Here is a 24291-nt window from a genome sequence, read left to right on the forward strand (position 1 = left end):
TGACAACCTCATTGCCCGCTCATTTGAGCGGGCTTTTTTGTTTTTATTTGTTTGTATTCATGAATTTTGGGAATAGGTTGATATCTAGACTTTCCTTTTTCGTTTTAGGGAGTCAGTGCTACCGTTTAGCTCTCTTCAGTATATTTGAACAAGGAAGTGTCAGTGGAGCTCACGTTAGAGGTATTAACCGCGTTGTTTTTTGTTGCATCTGTGGCAGGGTTTATCGACGCGATGGCAGGGGGCGGTGGATTGATAACGCTGCCAGCTTTATTGGCAGCAGGGCTTAGTCCAACTCAGGCATTGGCAACCAACAAATTACAAAGTTCATTTGGCAGTTTTTCTGCTAGTTTGTACTTTATCCGGAATGGCATTGTCAGTTTAAAAGAGATGCGCGTTGCGATTTGTTGTACTTTTATCGGGGCGGCGATTGGTGCCGAAGCGGTACAATTTATTGATGCTGGCATCCTCACTAGTCTTATTCCACTTCTTCTTATTGCCATCTCTCTGTACTTCCTTTTGGCTCCAACGACAAAGAAAACCGAAGGCGAGCCCAGATTATCCGAGGCGATGTTTGCGCTTTGTATTGGTGGTGGGGTTGGTTTTTATGACGGTTTCTTTGGGCCCGGTACGGGATCTATCTTTACGGTTTGCTTTGTTGCGCTGGGTCATTTCTCTTTAGTTGATGCCACGGCACGCACCAAGATTCTCAATTTCACTTCAAACATCGCTGCGCTGTTGTTTTTTATCCTTGCTGGGCTGCCGGTGTGGGAAATTGGTTTAACCATGGCAGTGGGCGGTTTCATTGGCGCACGGTTAGGTGCAAAAGTCGTGGTGACGAAGGGGCAGAAATGGATTCGACCTCTCGTGATTACCATGTCGATGTTGATGGCAACAAAACTTCTTTGGCAACAACATCAGCAATGGCTTCTATCATTGTTTTAATTCGCTGATTGCGATAAGTGTTGTGCCGTAAGCAGACATGGATCGGGCGAATCAGGGGCTCTAACTCTTTAAATTCGTAGCAGAAATTGGGGGGAATATTGAGCGTTTTGATGATTGATTTAGGTATCAACGCTGGCGCCATACCGCCTAATGCCAACTGTGCTGCAGCCGTGTAGGAGTCCATCTCCATCAAAGGTTGGATATTGTGCTTCGACAAAATAGCTTGTTGATAGGTGTTGGCTGGATTATTCAAGTCGTTGGTTAAAATCGCTTGTGGTAGTTGTGTTAGCGGGTACTTACTGATTACCGAGAACGGCTCATCACCAAGGTGGAAGCTCATCAGGCCATGGTGAGGAGGTAAGTAGCCCGCGCAGAAACCAAGGGTTGCTCGGCCAGATTTGACGTTCTCTACGATTCTTGGCGTATGATTAGTTGAGATTCTGAGGTAAGGATCCCATGCTAGTCGTTGTTCCATAATGATACTCAGATAGCCTGCCACTAAAGTTTCAGAACAATCTATTTTGATTAATGAGGTATCTTCGAGCTCTTGTTGATCGTAAATCTGTCCTCTTAGCTCGTTAAATGTGGGTTCTATTGTATTGATGAGCGCCAGAGCATCGGAGGTTAATTTGATGTGCCTGCCGTCGGGCTCAATCAGCTTTTTGCCAAGCTTTTTTTCTAAATTTGCAATCCGCTTGCTGACGGCTGACTGGCTAATATACAGTTGACTGCCTGTGCGGCTCATGGTTTTTTCTCTACTCAGTACGAGCAGTGTTTCGATGCCTTCTAATAACATAACAATTGATGAAAAAGAGGAATGGTAGGATGAATTTATCCTATTAGAGGGCCGTTAGCGAGGACCATAAAGTAAAAAGAGTCGACGGAATGTCGACTCGAAAAAGTATTGCTATAAAAGCATTACCGGGCAAATTTAGCGGTTAATCGCAAAGGTTGGTAACGAGAGATGCCATCGAATGGCCCCAAGGCGAATGATCAGTGTTGAGGTTACGCCTGCGAGCATGGCGCTTGAGTGGTCATAGCCCATGCTCAATGCCGTCGTATGAAAAATACCACCGATGATACATGCTGTGGCATACACTTCGCTTCTGAGCACCATTGGAACTTCGCGAGCAAGTACGTCTCGTATAATTCCGCCGCCACAGCCAGTGATGACCGCCATGATCACGGCAACCAACCCGGACTCATTGTATGTCATGGCTTTTTCTACCCCGATACCAACGAATACAGAGAGCCCTATAGCATCACATACTGGTAAAACCCACCAAGGAAGGCGTTTTGGACGGCGTACTAAAAGCATGGTCAGTAAACAGGTGACGAAAATGACCCACAGATAAGTTGTGTCGGTGATCCAAAATACGGGGGTTGCACCCAGCGCCATATCTCGTATCGTGCCGCCACCAATGGCTGTGACACTGGCAAGAACAACCACACCAAAAGGGTCCATCTTCAGCCGACCCGCAAGTATGACTCCTGACACAGCGAAAACCGCTGTTCCGAATAAATCGATCATATAAAGCAGCATGGAATCCATGTTACTTGGCACCTTAACTATATCTGAGAAAAAATGGGCGGAAATTGTACGGTATTTATACCAAGAGCGTTAGCGGTTTTGACGAACGATTTTAAAGTATTCGCAAACTTGAGTAATCGCATTTAATGTTCTAGGCGTTGGGCGATTAATCCAGTCTGCATTCAATGACCACGTATGGCCGTTTTTCATCGCAGGCAGTTCATTTTTCCATTCCGCCCACATGCCGTCATGACTCATTGCGTGTCGTGATGTAAAAATGACTTCTGGTTGGCGCGTTATGACTTGCTCGATACTGACTTGCGGATAGGGGGAACTGGCTTGGGAAAAAATATTTTCGCCGCCACAAAAGGTAAACACTTCGCTGGGCCAGTTTGTTCCAGCGACGGTGATAATCGGCTTTTCACTCAATTGATAGAAGTAACGGACTTTATCTTCGGTGTTGTACTTTGTTTTTAACGAGTTGAGTTGAGCTCTAAAATTCGCTGCGGCTTGTTGGCCTATCTCAGGATGTTCGCTGTAGTGGCTTAACTGCTCAATATTGAATGCAATATCCGCTAACTTTCCTGTTTTGGAGTAGTAAATAGGGACATCGAATTGTTTGAGTTTTTCAATTTCTTTAGCTGGATTTCCTGCAGGCCACGCAATCACCAGATCCGGTTTTAGTGCAATGATACGCTCGAGTTTTATACCTTGATAGTTTGAGACTTTCTCTAGCATCTTGGCTTGCTCGGGATAATCACTCAATTCGCTGACTGCAACTAACTTGTCTCCAAGACCTGCTGCATAGGCAATTTCTGTTGCGTGAGGCGCTAAGCTGATGACTCGTTGCGCGGGTTGATTGGCCAGTGCGGCAGTCGTAAAGAGTAGTGCAAACGCGACGTAGATTATGTTCATCATAGTCCTTGATAAATCAGTCCGAGCAGGAGGCTTTGGAGAGCAATCCAGGTAAAAATACGCCAAACCAACAAGGTTTGAACTTGGTTAAGATGGATAGCTGAAGGGGCGATACGTCCACCAATTTTCGCACGTTCTGCACGTATACCTTGATACACTGCTGGCCCACCCAAGGCGAGTTGTAACTTGTTACCTACTGCGCACAATAGCCAAGCTGGTCCCGGTAGTGGCCAAGCAGGCGCTTGTTGTTGAATATGGCCTACGATTTGAGACGGACTTTTCCCTACCACGACAAGTAGGGAAAAAAGTCGTAATGGAATCAGTTCGAGTGCCGCCAATAGCTGCACAGCTGGCTTTCCAAACGGAACGTATTGATGGCGACTTGGTGACCAAGTGCGAGCTAATTCAGATGTCAGGCGATACATGAGAGCGCCAATGCCTCCCGTAAGCGCGTACCAAAACAACACACAAACGACATTACGCCCGTAGCCCATTATAATAGTTTCTGCACCAGCTTTTCCTATGCCTAATAAGGATAAGCTTTGGGTATCACGGTTGAGGGTGGGAGCCAATAGTTGTCGACATTGGGCTTTATCCTCGTTCGCCATAGCTTCAACGAGTTGCTTGGTGAAAACTTCATTACTTCGCCAATCTAAGGCAAGCAAGAGCAGAGCAAGTTCAAACAATGGCGCTTGCCAGACTAACGGTTTCATCGCGATAAGTAAGACGAAGCAGGGAAAGAGCATTAATATCAGCGCTAAACTTCCTGAAATCATACTTTGCGAATAACTGTTATTGCGATTGACTTTGATAGCCAGTTGTATGGATAGCTTGCGCCATATCAGCGTTGGATGTGCAGTTGGTGGTATTGGAAGAATCAGATGGAACAACAATGCACCCCACATCACGAGGAGTGCACCATTGGCATAAAATTGCTGAAAAATATCTTCCATGAAGTTTTTGGTTTACTTAATAAGATCCAGCATTTTGCAGACCATCTCAGAAGAGCTTTTCGCTGCAAGAGGCAGGAACTCTTCAAAACTCATGGGTGATTCTTTGTCTGCAACGTCAGAGATTGCACGTACAACAACAAATGGAGTGTTGAATTGGTGGCAGGTTTGCGCAATAGCGGACGCTTCCATTTCAACCGCAATCACCGACGGGAAGTGTTGACGAATAAACGCTTGACGTTCTGCGGTGCAAACGAACGCATCACCAGTGCAGATCAAACCACGAACAGCATGAGTATTTTCCATCTGCGCCAGTGCTTTCTCAGCAAGATCCATCAGCGTTTCATCGGCTTTGAACGCGGCTGGCTGACCTGCCATTTGTCCGATTTCGTAACCAAACGCGGTAACGTCAGCGTCGTGGTGGCGGACTTCTGTGGAAATGACAACATCACCTAAATTGAGGCTCGAGTCAAAACCACCGGCAGAGCCAGTGTTGATTACAACATCGGGTTGGTATTCATCAAGAAGTATCGTTGTGCCTACTGCTGCTGCTACTTTGCCAATACCTGACTGAAGTAATACCACCTCGACATCATTAATTTGGCCAGAAAAGAAAGTACAACCTGCTTTATTGACGCTTTGGCAGTTTGTCATTGCTTCTTTTAGGATAACCACTTCTTGTTCCATCGCTCCGATGATACCAACTTTCATAACACTCTCTTTAAAGTAAAATATTTAATCGCCGAGAGTATAGCACTCCCCGGTAGCAGTTTTCTATTTGATGAGCGCGGCTTTAGATAGTTCGGCTCGCAATTGGTTTGCGCGCTTTCGGTTGACGCCAAAATCAGAATAACCGACGCGGGATTCTGACCGTACGATCAGTGTCTCTCCATCCATTTTGAGTTCAAGATCATCCACAAAGCGCATAATTTTCGATGTGCACTCTATGCGGAGATAGTTATCTTCTTTTTCGGCTGTTTTTGCGCCGGGAAGCTTTAAAGCGGCCTCTTCAATTGCATTGAGTGTGGCAGAGTCAGTCAGAATAAACGGTTCAAGATAATGTTCTTCGCGTTTATCTAGCGTCGAGACACAGTTTGGTTTGTCACCGCAGGGGGATTGAGTGCGATCTGGCATAGTCGTGACTCCTTGACTGCAGGCGGTTAGACCGAGCAAAGTAATGGAAAGGAGAGTGATGGCTTTCATTGTACCGATTCCTTATCGCTTTAAGCCTAAGTTAATCATTATACCCACACAAGTTCTAAATGCAGAATTCAGAGTGTTTTCACTTATCTCTGAACCAAGCGCGAGGAGGTGCTATAAAGATATATGGAATAAAAGCAAAAAGGATCCATTTTGAGGATCCTTTGTCTGCGTTTATGGTTTTTTTGGGCGCTAGACCTCAAGGTAATCGAGAATACCTTCTGCTGCTTTACGTCCTTCATCAATGGCTGTGACCACTAAGTCAGACCCCCTCACGGCGTCGCCCCCAGCAAAGATCTTTGCATTGCTGGTTTGATACTGAAACTCTTGCTCAAGTGGCGCTTTAATACGTCCCCATTGATCGAGATCGACGTTGAAGGGTGAGAGCCAATCCATTTGGTGAGGTTGGAAACCAAAGGCCATGATCACCGCATCAGCCGCTAAGACGTGTTCACTGCCTTCGACAGGTTCCGGGCGACGTCGGCCAGCTTCATCGGGTTCACCAAGCGCCGTTTTGACCACTTTAACCCCTGATACATTGCCGGATGCATTCACTTCAACACCAAGAGGTTGAAGGTTGAACATAAAGTTGACGCCTTCTTCTTTGGCATTTTTGACTTCTCGACGTGAGCCGGGCATGTTTGCTTCGTCACGACGATAGGCACAAATGACATTTGCGGCTCCTTGACGAATAGAGGTTCGTACGCAGTCCATGGCGGTATCTCCACCACCGAGAACCACGACCTTTTTCCCTGCCATGTCGATAAAGGGCTGGTCGTCTTTCAGATCCATCACTTTATAGGTGTTAGAAATCAAAAACGGCAGAGCGTCATAAACACCGGGCGCATCTTCGTTTACTAATCCCGCTCGCATGTTTTTGTAGGTACCAACGCCTAAAAACACCGCGTCGTACTCATCAATCAGCTCTTGCATTTGAACGTCTTTACCGACTTCGACATTCATGCGGAACTCGACGCCCATATCGGTAAAAATTCTGCGGCGGTTTTCCATCACGCCTTTCTCGAGCTTGAAAGATGGAATACCAAAGGTCAACAAGCCACCTATTTCAGGGTAGCGATCAAACACAACAGGCTTCACGCCATTGCGTACCAAAATATCTGCGGCGGCCAACCCTGCTGGTCCAGCACCAATGATGGCGACCTTTTTATCTGTCCATTCTACTTTGGACATATCAGGCTTCCAGCCCATTTCAAATGCTTTGTCGTTAATGTACTTTTCGATGTTACCTATGGTGACAGCACCAAAGTCGTCATTGAGCGTGCATGAACCTTCACAGAGGCGGTCTTGTGGACAAACCCTTCCACATACTTCCGGTAAACTATTGGTTTGATGGGATAGCTCTGCCGCTTCAATAATCCGCCCTTCATTGGCCAGTTTGAGCCATTGCGGGATATAGTTGTGTACTGGGCATTTCCATTCACAGTATGGGTTTCCGCAGTCTAAGCATCGGTCAGCTTGCGCCGTGGCTTGCTGTTTAGTAAAAGGCTCATAGATTTCAACAAATTCAATCTTACGAATTTTTATTGGTTTTTTCGCTGGATCTACGCGTTGCACATCGATGAATTGATAAACATTTTGACTCATGATTCAAACATCCTCCATGAATTATTGCGCTTGAACACGCAGTTCTGCGGAACTACGACTTTGGTGGCCCAGCAGCGTATTAAGATCGGCTGCTTGAGGTTTCACCAAGTAGAACTTTGGAATCCATTCATCAAAGTTCGCCAAAATAGACTCAGCGTGGCTAGAACCAGTTTCTTCTAAATGCTCTGCAATCAAGCCGCGCAAGTGTTCTTGGTGAATGTATAAATCCGACAGAGAGATGGCTTCAACCGATTCATTATTGACTCGGGCCTCGAAGTTTTTGTGTTCATCAAGTACGTAAGCAAAACCACCCGTCATGCCGGCACCAAAGTTAACGCCAGTTGCACCAAGAATCGCGACGATACCGCCAGTCATGTACTCACAGGCATTATCGCCTGCGCCTTCTATCACGGCTATGGTCCCTGAGTTACGAACGCCAAATCGTTCGCCTGCCGTCCCAGCAGCAAACAATTTCCCGCCTGTAGCACCATACAAACAGGTGTTACCGATGATGGTCGCTTCGTTACATTTGAACGCGGTTCCTAGGTGTGGTTTGATGACAATTTTTCCGCCTGCCATACCTTTACCGACGTAGTCGTTAGCATCGCCTGTTAGGTATAGCTCGACACCGCCCGCATTCCATACACCGAACGACTGACCAGCGGTACCATCAAGATAGATTTTGATTGGAGAGGCGGCTAAACCTTGGTTGCCATGGCGTTTAGCTATTTCACCTGATAAACGTGCTCCCACAGAGCGATCAGTATTGATCACATTATAGAAGAAGCTTGCTGATTGGCGTTTTTCAATGGCATCCATCGCATCATCGACTATTTTCTGATTTAGCTCGGCTTTATCAAATGGCGCATTGGGTTCTGTCCAAAATAGTGGATGTGCTTGCGGAGAGACTGGTGCCTCTAAAATATTGGACAGATCAAGCTTGGTTTGCTTAGCAGTAAAGCCTTCTAAGGTTTCTAAGAGGTCAGTGCGGCCAATTAAATCAGTAAGTTTCTCGACCCCCAGCTCAGCGAGTAATCCACGTACTTCTTCTGCAAGGCCAGTAAAGTAGTTGATGACCATCTCTGGTAAGCCTTTGAAGTACTCTTTACGTAGCGTTTCATCTTGAGTTGCAACGCCTGTCGCACAGTTGTTAAGGTGGCAAATCCGTAAGAACTTACATCCCATCGCGACCATCGGTGCAGTACCAAAACCAAAGCTCTCTGCGCCTAAAATCGCGGCTTTCACTACATCTAAGCCTGTTTTTAAGCCACCATCGACTTGCAGACGAATCTTATGACGTAAACCATTGGCGACCAATGCTTGCTGAGTTTCTGCGAGGCCAAGTTCCCATGGACACCCCGCATATTTGACCGAGGTTAACGGACTGGCTGCGGTACCTCCATCATACCCTGAGATTGTAATGAGGTCGGCATACGCTTTCGCAACGCCCGTGGCGATGGTGCCGACACCTGGTTCGGAAACTAGCTTGACGGAAACAAGCGCGTTTGGGTTCACCTGTTTCAAGTCGAAAATCAGTTGGGCCAAATCTTCAATCGAATAAATATCGTGATGTGGAGGAGGGGAGATGAGTGTTACCCCTTGAACCGAATAACGCAGCTTGGCAATTTCTGCGGTGACTTTATGTCCTGGTAGCTGGCCACCTTCACCGGGTTTTGCGCCTTGTGCGACTTTGATTTGCAGTACATCGGCATTGGTTAAGTAGTGTGGTGTCACACCGAATCGACCTGACGCTATTTGCTTGATGCGTGAGTTACGTTCAGTACCAAAACGACGCGGATCTTCACCCCCTTCGCCTGAGTTAGAGTAACCACCAAGACGGTTCATCGCCATCGCAAGAGCTTCATGTGCTTCTGGACTTAAGGCTCCAATGGACATGGCTGCAGAGTCGAAGCGTTTAAATAGCTCTTCGCGAGGTTCGATTTTGGTGAGTGGTAACGGTGTGTCAGACTTTTTCAGCGTCATTAAGTCACGCAACATGGCGACCGGGCGTTGGTTTACGTGCTTGGCATAGGTTTGGTAGTCATGGATTTCACCGGATTTTACGGCGGTTTGTAATGTACTGACGACGTCTGGGTTGTAAGCATGATACTCGCCCCCGTGAACGTACTTGAGTAAACCGCCTTGATCCACAGACTTACGTTTTGTCCATGCTTTACGCGATAAGTTAATCAGGTCTTGTTGGAAGTCTTCAAAGTTTGCCCCTTCAATACGAGTAGCAACACCTCTAAAGCACAAATCAACGACTTCCTGACTTAAGCCGACAGCTTCAAACAATTGAGAGCAGCGATAGGATGCGATAGTTGAGATACCCATCTTCGACATGATTTTGTACAGCCCTTTATTGATGCCGTACTGATAATTTTGCATCACGTCACGATAGTCTTTATCCAGCGCACCACTGTCTATCATCTTACCAAGCACTTCATAAGCCAGGTATGGATACACTGCGGTAGCACCAAAACCAAGCAATACTGCGAATTGGTGTGGATCGCGAGCGGTGGCGGTTTCAACAACGATGTTAGCATCGCAACGTAAGTTCGCTTCTGCCAATCGAGTTTGTACTGCACCAACTGCCATGGCCGCAGGAATTGGCAGTCTTCCTTTTACGAGGGCACGGTCAGAAAGTACAACGAGAACCGTTCCTTCACGCACCACTTGTTCTGCTTGATGACATAAATCATTCAGCGCTTGCTTGAGATCCTTCTCGTTAGGATCATAGTTAATATCAAGGATGGTATTGCGGTAGTGATCATCGCTCAGCCCAAGCAATTGTTGCATGTCCGAATAGAGCAACACGGGTGAATCGAATGTGACGCGATGAGCATGTCCGTCTGTTTCACAAAAAACATTCATCTCTTGACCGATACTGGTCGCCAGGGACATGACGTGTTTTTCACGTAATGGATCGATCGGTGGGTTGGTTACCTGTGCAAATTTCTGGCGGAAGTAATCACTGACTAAACGCTCTTTGGAGGAAAGCACCGCCATTGGTGTATCGTCTCCCATCGAACCAACGGCTTCTTGGCCCATTTCTCCCAGTACACGTAGAACTTGATCAACTTCTTCGTTGGTCATTGCAAACTGTTTTTGATACGTATTGAGCTCGTCTTCATTGAAGTTGCGCTCGCCAACTTGCGCATCAGACAGTTCAGAAAATGGCGTTAATTTCCGAACGTTGTTTTCCATCCACTCGCGGTATGGGTGTCGAGATTTTAAATCGTTATCGATTTCACTCGACTGCCATAGTTTGCCTTTGCGGGTATCGATGACTAACAGTTCACCGGGACCAACGCGGCCTTTTTTCGCCACTTCATCCGGTGCGTAGTTCCAAATGCCGACCTCTGATGCGAGCGTGATCAGTTTGTCTTTTGTTATCACATAGCGTGCAGGACGCAGACCATTACGGTCAAGGTTACAGGCCGCATAGCGACCGTCTGATAATACGATCCCCGCCGGGCCATCCCACGGTTCCATATGTTTTGAGTTGAAATCGTAGAACGCTCTTAAATCTTGATCCATATCTGGATGGTTTTGCCATGCTGGCGGCACAAGCATGCGCATAGCTCGGAAGATATCCATGCCTCCGGCCAAGAAGAGATCAAGCATATTATCTAAACTGGAAGAGTCTGAGCCTGTTTCATTGACAAATGGTGCGGCGGTTTGCAGATCAGGCAGCAGTGGAGACGCGAATTTATACGCTCTCGCTCGTGCCCACTGACGGTTACCTTCGATAGTGTTGATCTCACCATTATGAGCAAGATAACGAAATGGTTGAGCAAGAGGCCAGCGAGGCTGAGTGTTGGTTGAAAAACGCTGGTGGAATAAGCAAATTGCTGACTCCATGCGAAGATCCGCAAGATCCAAATAAAAGCGAGGTAAATCTGCGGGCATACACAAGCCTTTGTAAACTAATACTTGTGTTGACAGGCTACAGATATAGAAGTCACGATCGTTGGAGATCTGTTTTTCGATTCGGCGTCGGGCAATGTACAGGCGTCGTTCAATATCGCGCTCACGCCATCCCGCTGGTGCCGAGATAAAGACTTGCTGAATATTCGGCACAGAAGCAATCGCGATCGGACCAAGTACGGCAGAATTTGTCGGTACTTCTCGCCAACCAGCAACAGTCAGTGTCTCTTGAGAGAGTTCTTTATTAATGATGTCACGAGCTTGTTGGGCTTTAACCGGATCTTGGCTAAAGAAAATCATTCCAACCGCATATTGCTTGCCGAGCTTAAAGCCGCTTTCTTCAGCGACCAAGCGTAAATAGGAATCGGGCTTTTGTAATAGAAGACCACAACCATCACCGGTTTTTCCATCGGCGGCGATGCCACCACGGTGAGTCATGCGGTCAAGTGCAGAAATTGCTGTACGAACCAGCTTGTGGCTTTGCTCGCCTTCCATATGTGCGATCAAGCCAAATCCACAGTTGTCTTTTTCAAGACTAGGATCATAAAGAGCCATTGCAATTCTCCCTTTGCTTACCTGCCTGCTGGCAGGCACATCAACACTGCTTACGTTGATAATGATGACTAACTGTCATTTTTATTTTTTATATTCATTAAGTGGTATGAAAACTCTTAACAAAATCCATGTGTTTTATTTTCATTAACGTCACAAGCTATAGCTTATTATAGGAAAGGTCAAGTTATTAGTAGATAATCACGTGAATGTGGAATTTACCGTGAAATTCGCTGTAATAAATGAATAATTTCAAATAGATATGAAACTAAGCCATACAAACAACTGACATTTGATTCTGATAGACATAAAAAAGACCAGCATAAGATGCTGGTCAAAATCGAAATATTGGAAGGATTTGTTTATCTTTCTTAGCCTCAACTATCAATCATTAATATCTCGATAGCGGATTGAGAGGCTAAGAAAGAAGGGGAATGAATGTAACCATTCCCTCTATGCTGAAAGCATCATTGAATCAGATTTTGCTTCCAGTTGTGTGCCACCCATTAGGTAAGCATCGACTGCGCGAGCACATTCTCGACCTTCGTTGATACAGCGAACAACAAGAGATTGGCCTGTACGCATGTCTCCAGCTGCAAAGACGCCTTCTTGGTTGGTAGCAAAGTCTTGCGTTGCAACGTTTCCACGCTCATCAAGAGCGATGTCCAATTGAGCTAATACGCCAGTTGGCTCTGGGTGTAAAAAGCCCATGGCCAAGAATGCCATATCACATGGGATCACTCGCTCACTGCCTTCCACTTCTTTGAAGCTTGGGCGCTCACCAGGTTTTGCATCTTCCCACACGATGTCTGCAATACGTAAACCCGTCACTTCACCTTTATCATTACCGATGAATTCTTTGGTTAGAATGTTCCAATGACGATCCACACCTTCTTCATGTGATGTTGAAGTACGAAGAATCATTGGGTATTGCGGCCATGGCATATTTGCCGGACGTTTTTCTGGTGGAATCGGCATGATCTCAACTTGAGTCACGCTCGCTGCACCATGACGGTTAGAGGTACCCACACAGTCAGAGCCTGTATCACCGCCACCGATCACAACGACATGTTTACCTGCAGCATGAATTTCTTCCGTTTTCAGATCCATACCATTTGCACGACGGTTGTTTTGCGCTAAGAATTGCATTGCAAAGTAGACGCCATTGAGTTCACGACCTGGAACGGGAAGATCACGAGGAACGGTAGAACCACCAGTAAGTAGCACCACGTCGTACTCTTGACGCAACTGCTGAGCATTGACGTCAACACCGATATGTTGATTGACTTTGAACTCAACGCCCGCTTCTGCCATTAGATTGATCTTACGATCAATGACTTCCATGCTGAGCTTGAAGTCTGGGATGCCAAAGCGCAATAGACCGCCGACTTTTTCATCACGCTCAAAGACGGTCACAGAGTGCCCAGCACTGTTGAGCTGTTCTGCTGCAGAAAGTCCTGCTGGGCCAGAACCAATAATAGCAACGGTTTTGCCCGTGCGGGAACGTGGTGTTTTTGGTTTGGCGTATCCTTCTCGGTACGCCGTTTCCACGATGGTTTTTTCAATATTACAGATAGTAATTGGGTCTTGGTTGATACCAAGTACACAAGAACTCTCACATGGCGCAGGGCAGACACGACCAGTAAACTCTGGGAAGTTATTGGTTGAGCTTAGAATGTTCCACGCTTCTTCCCAGCTATCACGATAAACGGCGTCGTTGAACTCTGGGATGATGTTGCCGATAGGGCAGCCGTTATGACAAAACGGTACGCCACAATCCATACAGCGAGAAGCCTGAGTATTGATTTTGCTACCAAACTCCTCGTTCAGAACGAACTCTTTGTTGTTCTTGATACGTTCAGCTGGGTCGATCTTTTGTGGAAGTTCACGACCATGCTCTAAAAATCCAGTAGGCTTACCCATTATACTGCCTCCGCTTCAGTTTGTTGTGCTTCCGCCTGACGCTTTTGAAGTACCGCTTTGTAGTCGCGCGGCATCACCTTGATTATAGAGGCTAAGCTTGCTTCAAAATTGTCTAGGAAAGACTTCGCCACTTCACTTCCTGTGAATTGGACATGTTTGGTTAACATGTCGAGTAAGAAATCTTTGTCTTCTTGTTCGATAGGATCGAGGTCAACGAGTTCAGGGTTCAGTTTTGACTCAAAGTCACCTGATTTATCCCATACGTACGCCACACCGCCGCTCATACCTGCCGCAAAGTTGCGACCTGTTGAACCAAGGATAATCGCTGCGCCACCCGTCATGTATTCACAACCGTGGTCACCAATACCTTCGACGACAACTTTCGCGCCAGAGTTACGAACACAGAAGCGCTCGCCAGCCATACCGCGAATGAACGACTCACCAGATGTCGCACCGTAGAAACATACGTTACCAACAATAATATTGTCTTCTGCGATGATGCTTGATTTAGCGTCTGGGTACAGTACCAAAGTACCGCCAGACAAACCTTTACCCCAGTAGTCGTTAGCATCGCCTTCGACTTCAAACTTCACGCCTTTGGCTAGGAACGCGCCGAACGACTGACCAGCAGAACCTTTGAACTTCACATTCATTGGTTGCGGCAGACCTTGGTCTTTGTACACTTTCGAGATCTCGTTCGACAGCATGGTACCTGCAGAGCGGTCCGTGTTGACGATAGGGAACTCGGCGTTAACTGCTTCGCCTTTTTCAAGTGCAGGGATTGCTGCTTGAATCAGTTTACGGTCAAGTACAGATTCCAGGTTGTGGTTCTGTTGCGTTTGATTGTGGATACCGTCTGACTCACGTGGTTGTTCTACGTGTAGTACTGGAGACAGATCGAGGTTTTTGTATTTCCAATGAGAAATATCTTGGCGTAGGCGCAGTTTCTTGCCTTGACCGACCATTTCATCGATCGTACGGAAACCGAGTTCAGCCATGATTTCACGCATACCTTGCGCCATGTATTGGAAGAAGGTAACCACGTCTTCTACGCGACCATCAAAGCGCTCACGTAGCGTTTTGTTTTGTGTAGCGATACCAACAGGACAAGTGTTTTTATGACACTTACGCATCATAATACAGCCTTCAACCACCAATGCGGCCGTTGCTACACCCCACTCTTCTGCACCGAGCAAGGTTGCAATAGCAAGGTCTCGAGGTGTTTTCATCTGACCATCTGCTTGCACAACGATACGGTTACGTAGGCCGTTTTTCAGTAGTGTTTGATGCGTTTCTGCCAGACCTAGCTCCCAAGGAAGACCAGTATGGCGAATTGACGACATTGGTGATGCACCCGTACCACCATCGAAACCGGCAATCAGAACCACGTCTGCTTTTGCTTTGGCAACGCCAGATGCGATCGTGCCGACACCTGCTTCAGAAACGAGTTTTACGTTAACACGGCCCGCGCGGTTGGCGTTTTTCAAATCGTAGATCAGCTGAGCTAAATCTTCGATTGAATAAATGTCGTGGTGCGGCGGTGGAGAAATCAAACCGACGCCCGGAGTTGAGTGACGTGTTGCACCGATCCAATCATCAACTTTATCACCCGGTAGCTGACCACCTTCGCCTGGTTTTGCACCTTGAGCCATCTTAATTTGAAGCTCTTCAGCGTTAGTCAGGTAGTAAGAGGTTACACCGAAACGGCCAGAAGCAACCTGTTTGATTGCCGAGCGTTCCCAGTCACCATTCTCTTTGCGCTCAAAGCGCATTGGATCTTCACCACCTTCACCTGAGTTAGATTTCGCGCCTAAGCGGTTCATTGCAACGGCAAGCGTTGAGTGTGCTTCGTAGGAAATCGAGCCAAATGACATCGCACCTGTTGCAAAGCGTTTTACGATGCTTTCAATTGGTTCAACTTCGTCGATAGAAATTGAGCCTGCTGGATTTTTGATAAACTCAAGTTGGCTGCGCAGAGTAACCGCGTCATCGCCTTGTTTATCAACCGCACTCGCGTACTGCTTAAACTGATCATAGTCTTTGTTACGAGTTGATTGTTGCAGCAGAGAAATCGTTTCTGGGTTGAAGAGGTGTTTTTCACCACGCTGTTTCCATTGGTACACGCCACCCACATCCAGCATTTGAATTGGAATTTCACGTTGCGGGTAACCAATGCGGTGACGAACGACGACTTCTTTGGCGATATCGTCCAGAGTCAGGCCCTGAATGCGAGAAACCGTACCAGTAAAGTATTTATCAACCACCGACTTGTGAATACCAAGTGCCTCGAAGATCTGCGCGCCATGGTATGATTGCAAGGTTGAGATACCCATCTTTGAGAAGATCTTTAATAGTCCGCCGTTAATTGCTTTACGGTAGTTATCGAATAGATCTCTAGGGTTTGCTTCAGGATCAAGCTTTTTAGTGCGTTGCAGATCAATGATGGTTTCGATAACCAAGTACGGGTTAACCGCGTTGGCACCATAGCCTAGCAATGTTGCAAAATGGTGCGTTTCACGCGCGTCCCCGGTTTCTACAACAATGTCACACTTGGCACGTAACCCTTTGCGGATCAGGTGGTGGTGAACAGCACCCACTGCAAGCATCGCTGGGATCGCTGCGTGGTTAGAGTTTACCGCACGGTCTGTCAGTAAGATGATGGAGTAACCATCGATAACCGCGTCTTCCGCATATTGACAGATACGCTTCAGAGCACGCTCGAGTTTGCCCTTATCTTCACTCGCCTGGAAAACGATATCCAAAGTCTTCGCTTGTAAGTGCTCGTTATCAATCGCGCGCAGTTTCTCGAGTTCAGAGTTTGCGAGTACTGGAGACTCAAGCTCTACTTTTTGACAGTGAAGTGGCGTCTCCGTCAATAAGTTCTGATCTTTACCTAAGTAAGTGTTCAGCGACATCACCATACGTTCACGGATCGGATCGATCGGTGGGTTGGTAACTTGTGCAAACAACTGCTTGAAGTAGTGAGATAAATGTTGAGACTGGTGAGACAGTACCGCTAACGGCCAGTCGGCGCCCATTGCTGAAAGTGGCTCTTTACCATCGTTCGCCATTGGGACGATAATTTCGTTCACTTCTTCGCTGCTGACACCAAATGCTTGTTGACGATGCAAAAGATGTTCTGGTTTAGGCTGGCTAAACTGGTTGCTGGCTTCAGGCAGTTTTTTCAGGCTCAGAAGGTTGTCTTCAACCCATTTTTCGTATGGCTGTGCCGTCGCAATGGTGTCTTTCACTTCTTCATCAGAAATGATTCGGCCTTGCTCTAGGTCAGCAACAAAGATACGTCCTGGTTGTAAGCGACCACGGAACTCAACGTTCTCTGGTTTGATGTCAACAACACCAGACTCTGACGCCATTACGAGGAAGTCGTCTTTAGTCACGGTGTAGCGTGACGGGCGAAGACCATTACGGTCAAGCGTTGCACCCACTTGAACACCATCGGTGAAACAGACAGATGCTGGGCCATCCCATGGTTCCATGATGTTTGCGTGGTACTGATAGAACGCGCGACGTTTTGGATCCAGATTTTTATTTTCTTGCCATGCTTCAGGGATCATCATCATTAATGCATGTGGCAGGCTACGACCAGAAAGAACCAGGAGCTCTAACGCCATATCAAAGTTTGATGAATCTGAGCTGCCTTCCTGACAAATAGGAAGGAGCATGTCGATCTCTGCCTGAGTAAACAGGTCTGATTCTAGAATCGCTTCACGGGCTTTCATCCAGTTCAAGTTGCCGCGAACTGTGTTGATTTCACCGTTGTGTGCAATGTAGCGGAAAGGCTGTGCCAGACGCCATCTTGGGAACGTATTGGTAGAGAAGCGAGAGTGCACCAGCGCAAGAGCTGTCACCATCGTTGGGTTCTGCAGATCGAGGAAGTACTGTGGTACTTGCTCAGTGGTTAGCTGACCTTTGTACACAATGGTCTTATAAGACATTGAGTTAATGTAGAAGTCGTCACCGATATTTGAAACGCTTTCTAAGCACACGCGTACTGTGTAGTTACGCAGCACGTAAAGTTTGCGCTCAAGCTCTTCTGGTGTAATCCCAGGACCGCCAGAAATAAACACATGTTCAAATTGAGGCTCTGTGCTTAATGGATCCGCGCCGATCATTGAGTTATCGGTTGGTAGTACGCGGTAGCCGATCACTTCAAGGTCGAGACGCTTAGCGTTACGCTCCAGAATATCTCGACATTGTTCGCGTTTGTATTCGTCTTTAGGGAAAAGAACGACACCCACACCATACTTTTCGAAAGAAGGCAGTTTAATGCCTAACTTAACGGCTTCTTCCAATAGGAATTCATGAGGTTTTTGCAGCAGAATACCTGCGCCGTCACCGCTACATGGGTCACAACCTTGACCACCGCGGTGCTCCATACGCGCAAGCATATCGAGTGCTTGAGTTACAACATCATGAGATTTACGGTTTTTAAGGTGAGCAACAAAACCGATTCCACAAGCGTCATGCTCCAGCTCAGGAGTATATAGACCTTGTGAACTTTGCTCTCTATTTACCATAGATACGTCCTTCCAGTTCAATGTTGGCGCAAAAATCCCTGCGGACAGAGTCCACCGTGACACATTTTGCGCCTTGTCCTTTATATTTATGATTCGCCACTAGCCGAGGTTGACCAGCGTTGATTCCTTTCCGTATCTCGCAGAAAAGTATTGCGAGAAAAACATTCCTTAGTGATATCCCTTGATTTATTTTCACTTCATAGTGATTTATATAGGTAGGAGTGAGATATCACCGACAAATCCCAAGGTCCAAAGTGTAGTAAAAACCACAAAATGGAGGGGTTTGTGTAAGTATCCTACAATTTTGTTACTTCAAAATGCAATGAAAAGTCGCCTTTGTGACGCAATTTTTTCGTCTAAATATGCATTTTGTCATTAACATTTGCGCAACATTGACGCTTTTTGTATGTATTTATGCAGGTTTATTGATTTTGACCTAAATCAGCTCCGTTTTAATTGATTAGTATTATTTGCTTTTTCTTGCAGTGATGTAATTAATTTACACAAAACGTAGTGAGAGTGATTGCGTTTCGTGTTTGTGGTGAGGGTATATGCAGTTACATGAATTGGTGAATACACTAGGTCAAGATCTTCAGCGTCGTTATGGAGAAAAAGTCCATAAGTTGACCCTGCACGGCGGATTCAGCTGCCCTAATCGAGACGGCACGATTGGACGTGGGGGATGTACGTTTTGTAACGTGGCGTCATTTGCGGATGAAACTGTACAGATCAAAAGTATTCATGATCAACTGCAAGATCGCGCAGGTGAAATTAATCGTGCGAAAAAATACTTAGCTTATTTTCAAGCTTATACCAGTACTTATGCAGAAGTTCAGGCATTGAAAGCAATGTATGAAGAAGCGCTAAAAGCGGCAGATATTGTGGGGTTATGCGTTGGTACTCGTCCTGATTGTGTCCCTGATACCGTACTGGAGCTATTGTCTGAATACGTGAATCAAGGTTATGAAATTTGGCTTGAGCTCGGATTGCAAACTGCTCACAACGCCACATTAAAACACATTAACCGTGGTCATGACTTTGAATGTTATGCCGCAATTACTCAACGCGCACGCGCCTTAGGGATTAAAGTGTGCACCCACTTAATTGTCGGTCTTCCTAAAGAAACGCGAGAGCATAATATAGACACCATGAATCAGGTCCTTGGAGTCGGTACGGATGGGATAAAATTACACGGCTTACACATTGTAGAAGGTAGCACCATGGCTAAAGCTTGGCGTGCAGGAAAACTCGACGCGCCAGAGCTGGAAGAGTATGTCTCCATCGCAAGTGAGCTGATTCGAATGACGCCTCCGGAGGTCATTTACCACCGAGTTTCTTCGGCGGCTCGGCGCCCGACCTTACTTTCACCATTGTGGTGCGAGAACCGTTGGTTGGCGATGACGGAAATCGGTCGCGCATTGGATAAAGATGGTGCTCAGGGCTGTTTGACCGGGAAAGCATTTGTGTACACGAAACCAGAACTCCTAAAAACCTCAGGCTAATACCTTCAATAGCCGTTTTAACCATGTTCTACTTCCTCGCTTTGTGACCGCTTACTCTAAGTTGAGAGCAAGCGGTTTAACTCCCACTCGCAAACAAGTTAAACTGCTGATGCGTGGTATTTGTCGCTCACTCCCCTGAAGTGCAGTTCGATCGCCTACGTGATGTTTCCGTTATTTGCAGGCATCTACTTTCAAGCTCTATGTCTGTTTGCTCCCCACCATCAGGGATGGATGTTTAGTTGCCCCTTGGAGTCGTGAATGAAGCCCATGAAGAATCTCGCCCAGTATTATGTCGACCTGCTGGTTAAACTGGGGATAGTCCGCTTTTCAATATTGCTTGCCTTAGCATTGGTCGCTTTAGCCGTTGTCGTTCAAGTTGGTATTACCCTCGCTCTAAAGGGGCGAGTGGATAATATTGATATCGTCCGTTCCGTTTTTTTTGGTCTGCTGATCACGCCTTGGGCGGTTTACTTTTTATCGGTGGTCGTGGACCAATTAGAAGAATCACGGCAAAGGCTTACTAAGCTGGTTTCGAAACTGAAAGATATGCGCTCACGTGACCAAGAACTCAATGCCCAACTACAGCAGAACATAGAAAAGCTAAATCAAGAAATCGAAGAACGAATTAAAGCGGAAGAAGCACGTGAAGAAGCGATGCAAGATCTTGAAAATGAGGTGTTTCAGCGTGAGCGTACCCAGTTGGAGCTCGCAGAGCGTACCGCATTATTGCGTTCGTTTATTGATGCTTCTCCTGATTTGATTTATTACCGCAATGCGGACGGCATCTTTTCGGGTTGTAACCGAGCGATGGAAGAGCTGACAGGTAAGAAAGAGCATCAATTGGTAGGGTTAAGCCCTTGGGATGTTTACAGCAAGGAAGTGGCTCAGCCGATTGTGGACACCGATCAAAAAGTCTTTACCGACAACCAAGCAATCACTTATGAGCAGTGGTTGGAATACCCTGATGGTCGTAAGCATTACTTTGAGTTACGTAAAGTGCCTTTCTACAGCAAAGATGGTCGCCACCTTGGTTTGGTTGGGTTTGGTCGAGATATCACCGAGCGTAAACGCCATGAAGAGTCGTTAGAAAAAGCCAGCCGTGATAAAACCACGTTTATTTCTACGATCAGCCATGAACTGCGTACACCATTGAATGGCATTGTAGGGTTAAGCCGTATGTTGCTCGATAGTCAACTGACAGACGAGCAGCGTAAGCACATGCAAACGATAAATGTCAGTGCTATCACACTCGGCAATATTTTTAATGACATCATCGACATGGATAAATTTGACCGTCGCAAATTGGAGTTATTACCAGAGCCCCTTAATTTCGATGATTTTGTCGCTGAAATTGAAAGTATCTCCGCCTTAATGGCTGAGCAAAAAGGGTTGCGGTTTGATTTAGAGCGGCTTAGTGAACTGCCAAAAGCGATTGAAGTTGATGCCACTCGACTGCGTCAGGTGATCTGGAACTTAGTGAGTAACGCAATGAAGTTCACCAAAGAAGGTGGCGTTGTCATGACCGTAAGTGCCGATATTGAAGACGACTACGCGACCATCATCATCGAAGTTGAAGACACAGGAATTGGCATTCCAGAACAAGAGATCGATAAGATTTTCGCCATGTATTACCAAGTGAAATCAGGGAAAGATAATCTTCATGCTGTAGGAACAGGCATTGGGCTTTCCGTGTCCAAGCAACTGATTAACTTGATGGATGGTGATATTACCGTAAGCAGTGAAGAGGGATTTGGTACCACTTTTACTATCTCGATTCATGTTCCCGTCGTGGAGTTGAAAACACCCGCGAATAAGGCGCAGCTAGGCAATCTACATTTGAATATTTTCATGGTTGAAGACATTGAGCTTAATGTTACGGTCGCGAAGTCTCTATTGGAAAGTTTTGGGCATACTGTCACGGTTGCGATGACAGGCCAAGAAGCGTTGGTTAATTTTGTGCCTGACCAATATGATCTTGTTTTACTTGATATCCAGTTGCCTGATATGACCGGCTTTGAGGTAGCGAAATATTATCGAGATCATTACGACAATCTGCCCCCACTCGTTGCGTTAACCGCTAATGTCATCAAAGATCGTCGTGAGTATCTAAACAATGGGATGGATGATGCCATCAGCAAGCCACTAGCGGTGAACGCCATTCAATCGGTTATTGACAAGTTCTTTATCTCTAGCGAAGAAAGTGTCCCTTCGTTGGAGAAAATCGAAGTGGAAGTGGAGTCAACTTCCTCTCCATTGATTGAGACACACTTGCTTGATCTTGATATGTTAGAGTCTTACGTGGATATTGTTGGTGTTAAGCCTGTCTATGATAGCCTAACGATGTTTGAAGAAATGATGCCGGATTACCTCCAGGTACTCGACTCTAACATGACCGCTAAAGACAAAGATGGCATTGTTTCTGAGGCTCACAAGATTAAAGGTGCCGCAGGTTCGATTGGTTTAAAACGGATTCAAAGTGTTGCACAAAAAGCGCAGTCTCCAAATATGCCAGCTTGGTGGGAGAATATTTCCGATTGGGTTGAAGAGATAAAGAATGAATACAAGAATGATATTCAAGTGCTAAAAAATTGGTTGGAGCAGAAGGATTAATATGAAAAGACTCGCCCCAGTGGTTTTTTCAGTTGCAGTTTTGGTGGGTTGTGGTTCTATACCTGAGGTAAATTGGTTGCAAAATAGTCAGGTTATCATTAATCGGGTTAATGTTGAGCTGAATAGCTATCTTTGGGTTAATCTGATGCCGACAGTGGGTGAAGAGCAACAGCAGAGTCAGAGTATTCACGGCTCACTTGCGCTTCAGTCTGAGCAGCAGTTGCCAGCTAACCTCACAGTAGAGTCCCTTATTCTCAAGCAAGGCCATTCAGAATGGACGTTAAATGCAACGGATCTCGATACTAGAACACACAGTGAAAACGAATGGGAAGTGGTATTCACATCAGATATCGAAATTAATACGGAGCGTTATGTCGATTTGGCTGTATTGTTGGATGATGCGGGTAAAAAGCGTTGGCTAGTTGAGAAATCTGTAAAGGTGAACAAAGTTTATTAACGGCGCAGTCTTCATAACAAAAAAGGGCCGACTCATTTAGAGTCAGCCTTTGGAATATCTGGACGTTTTCTATCTAGTTGATGTTTTATCTAGACGATAGTACGAGCCATTACTCTTCTAGATCACCACAGAAGCGATAGCCTTCTCCATGGATCGTCGCGATAATTTCTGGCGTGCCAGATACCGACTCGAAGTGTTTACGAATACGACGAATGGTTACGTCAACCGTACGATCATGTGGCTTTAACTCACGACCTGTCATCTTCTTCAGAAGGTCGGCACGTGTTTGGATCTTGCCAGGGTTCTCACAGAAGTGCAGCAGAGCACGGAACTCTGAGCGAGGTAATTTATAGCTGTCGCCATCAGGACTGACGAGTGAACGACTGTTGATATCGAGAACCCAACCGTTAAATTCGTACTTTTCTACTAAGCGTTTCTCTTCTTGAACCGCGTTGCTGCTCATTGAGCGACTCAATAAGTTACGTGCACGAATAGTCAATTCACGTGGGTTAAATGGTTTAGTGATGTAATCATCAGCACCAATCTCTAGGCCAAGGATTTTATCTACTTCGTTGTCACGACCAGTCAAGAACATCAGAGCGACGTTGGCTTGCTCACGAAGTTCACGTGCAAGCAAAAGACCATTCTTGCCTGGTAGATTAATATCCATAATCACCAAGTTTACGGAGTTGTTAGACAAAACTTGGTGCATTTCTTCACCGTCACTGGCTTCAAAAACAGCGTATCCCTCTGCTTCAAAAATACTCTTAAGAGTGTTACGAGTTACTTGCTCATCTTCAACGATAAGGATCTGCGGGGTTTGCATTGGCGGTACCTAAATTTGTGACAAAATTGTGCTAATAGAATAAATTCTAGGCAAAAATATAACATACAGGTAATGTAAATTTGATAATAAATCAACTTAATCAAAAATACACTTCTTTCTGTTAACCGCCCTCCATGGGTTTTTACCAACTCACCAAACTATGATGACGAAATTTATTCTTGTTGGGTTGTTTACACTCCATACCTTAAAATCTACGTGACGTGGACTGTAAACACCCTGAGACTTGGAGCGGATTTTATATTGTTAACAGCATGCTAACAATGCTCAAATGTTAATTCCATGCAGTTTGTTGATTTACATCAATTGATGAAATGCAACTGTTACTAATTGTTTAAGAGTTATGATAGAAAAAAACAATACGAATATTGAACCAGAGTTGTGGAATGCTTATTCACAATCATTTTTTCGTTTTGATAGTAAATGGGACGCGCCACGTTATGTTGTGATAACGGCTTGGAACCCATACAGTAAACTGCGGTCAAAAGAAGAGAATATCATCAGTAATCAAGCGCTAGAGAAACGATTAACACACAAGAAATATGTCCCAGTTACTGTTGGTGATAGCGACTTCGAATGGAAAGAAGAAAGTTTTGCCGTTGAAACCTCTTTAGCGTCCGCGACTTCTTTAGCCAAAGCATTTCATCAGTACGCCATTTATTACGTAGAGAATGGAACTCTCTATCTCGTTGCCTGTTCTGACCCCGACCGAAAACATAGAATCGGAGAGATTACAGAGCGACTCGTTTAAAAGGATATCACTCGCTGGAGTCTCACTCGGGTGGGTAAAAT

At 45.9% G+C, this 24291-nt stretch carries 16 protein-coding genes; 5 read left to right on the top strand and 11 right to left on the bottom strand.

The features are described 5' to 3' along the window. Positions 1 to 162 precede the first annotated feature (162 nt). Positions 163 to 942, top strand: a complete 780-nt coding sequence (locus tag ONE56_RS02080; protein ID WP_331438095.1) for a TSUP family transporter — start codon at positions 163 to 165, stop codon at positions 940 to 942. On the opposite strand, the gene ONE56_RS02085 is transcribed toward ONE56_RS02080, so the two are convergent. From ONE56_RS02085 to gltB (ONE56_RS02130), 10 genes are all read right to left on the bottom strand, one after another. Further along, entirely contained in the window at positions 869 to 1738 is an 870-nt protein-coding gene (locus ONE56_RS02085; protein WP_041156935.1) for a LysR family transcriptional regulator, read from the bottom strand. The two genes, ONE56_RS02080 and ONE56_RS02085, sit on opposite strands and share 74 nt — an antisense overlap. A gap of 135 nt (positions 1739 to 1873) precedes the next feature. Beyond that, positions 1874 to 2494, bottom strand: a complete 621-nt coding sequence (locus ONE56_RS02090) for a TRIC cation channel family protein (RefSeq protein WP_041156936.1) — start codon at positions 2492 to 2494, stop codon at positions 1874 to 1876. A 69-nt stretch (positions 2495 to 2563) separates the two neighbouring features. Further along, on the bottom strand, positions 2564 to 3391 hold the full coding sequence (gene btuF, locus ONE56_RS02095; RefSeq protein WP_423840174.1) for a vitamin B12 ABC transporter substrate-binding protein BtuF: 828 nt from the start codon (positions 3389 to 3391) through the stop codon (positions 2564 to 2566). Then, a complete protein-coding gene (locus tag ONE56_RS02100) occupies positions 3388 to 4341 on the bottom strand; it encodes a cobalamin biosynthesis family protein (RefSeq protein ID WP_423840175.1) in 954 nt (317 codons plus the stop codon). The genes btuF and ONE56_RS02100 overlap by 4 nt, the downstream gene beginning before the upstream one ends. Before the next feature lie 12 nt (positions 4342 to 4353). Then, a complete protein-coding gene (gene mtnN, locus ONE56_RS02105) occupies positions 4354 to 5049 on the bottom strand; it encodes a 5'-methylthioadenosine/S-adenosylhomocysteine nucleosidase (RefSeq protein ID WP_041156939.1) in 696 nt (231 codons plus the stop codon). Positions 5050 to 5112: 63 nt separating this feature from the next. Beyond that, positions 5113 to 5541, bottom strand: a complete 429-nt coding sequence (locus tag ONE56_RS02110; RefSeq protein WP_041156940.1) for a DUF1499 domain-containing protein — start codon at positions 5539 to 5541, stop codon at positions 5113 to 5115. 189 nt (positions 5542 to 5730) lie between these two features. Next, positions 5731 to 7143 (bottom strand): FAD-dependent oxidoreductase, encoded by a 1413-nt coding sequence (locus ONE56_RS02115; RefSeq protein WP_331438093.1) that lies wholly within the window; start codon positions 7141 to 7143, stop codon positions 5731 to 5733. 21 nt (positions 7144 to 7164) lie between these two features. Further along, positions 7165 to 11628 (bottom strand): glutamate synthase large subunit, encoded by a 4464-nt coding sequence (gltB, locus tag ONE56_RS02120; protein WP_041156941.1) that lies wholly within the window; start codon positions 11626 to 11628, stop codon positions 7165 to 7167. Positions 11629 to 12078: 450 nt separating this feature from the next. Continuing rightward, positions 12079 to 13548: a glutamate synthase subunit beta gene (locus ONE56_RS02125; RefSeq protein ID WP_041156942.1), complete on the bottom strand. Its 1470-nt coding sequence runs from the start codon at positions 13546 to 13548 to the stop codon at positions 12079 to 12081. Continuing rightward, the gene (gene gltB / locus ONE56_RS02130; protein WP_041156943.1) at positions 13548 to 18086 is read right to left on the bottom strand and encodes a glutamate synthase large subunit; all 4539 of its coding nucleotides are present in this window, start codon (positions 18084 to 18086) and stop codon (positions 13548 to 13550) included. Before gltB (ONE56_RS02130) ends, ONE56_RS02125 begins: the two co-directional genes overlap by 1 nt. A 551-nt stretch (positions 18087 to 18637) precedes the next feature. Between gltB (ONE56_RS02130) and ONE56_RS02135 the strand changes: the two genes are divergently transcribed. The 3 genes from ONE56_RS02135 to ONE56_RS02145 all read left to right on the top strand — a co-directional run bounded on the left by ONE56_RS02135 (position 18638) and on the right by ONE56_RS02145 (position 22655). Continuing rightward, positions 18638 to 19588, top strand: a complete 951-nt coding sequence (locus ONE56_RS02135; protein ID WP_423840176.1) for a TIGR01212 family radical SAM protein — start codon at positions 18638 to 18640, stop codon at positions 19586 to 19588. Between the two features lie 258 nt (positions 19589 to 19846). Then, positions 19847 to 22198, top strand: a complete 2352-nt coding sequence (gene arcB, locus ONE56_RS02140; protein ID WP_423840177.1) for an aerobic respiration two-component sensor histidine kinase ArcB — start codon at positions 19847 to 19849, stop codon at positions 22196 to 22198. A 1-nt stretch (position 22199) separates the two neighbouring features. Continuing rightward, positions 22200 to 22655, top strand: coding sequence for a hypothetical protein (locus ONE56_RS02145; protein ID WP_423840178.1), 456 nt, complete (start codon positions 22200 to 22202; stop codon positions 22653 to 22655). A 109-nt stretch (positions 22656 to 22764) separates the two neighbouring features. Here the strand turns inward: ONE56_RS02145 and arcA are convergent, their stop codons facing one another. Continuing rightward, positions 22765 to 23481, bottom strand: a complete 717-nt coding sequence (gene arcA / locus ONE56_RS02150; RefSeq protein ID WP_041156946.1) for a two-component system response regulator ArcA — start codon at positions 23479 to 23481, stop codon at positions 22765 to 22767. A gap of 361 nt (positions 23482 to 23842) precedes the next feature. Between arcA and ONE56_RS02155 the strand changes: the two genes are divergently transcribed. Beyond that, positions 23843 to 24250 carry a DUF3293 domain-containing protein gene (locus ONE56_RS02155; protein ID WP_423840179.1) on the top strand — a complete coding sequence of 136 codons (408 nt, stop codon included), beginning with the start codon at positions 23843 to 23845 and terminating at the stop codon, positions 24248 to 24250. The last annotated feature ends 41 nt before the right edge of the window (positions 24251 to 24291 follow it).

It is taken from the genome of Vibrio mytili (genome assembly GCF_049563345.1).
GTDB classification, from domain to species: domain Bacteria; phylum Pseudomonadota; class Gammaproteobacteria; order Enterobacterales; family Vibrionaceae; genus Vibrio; species Vibrio mytili.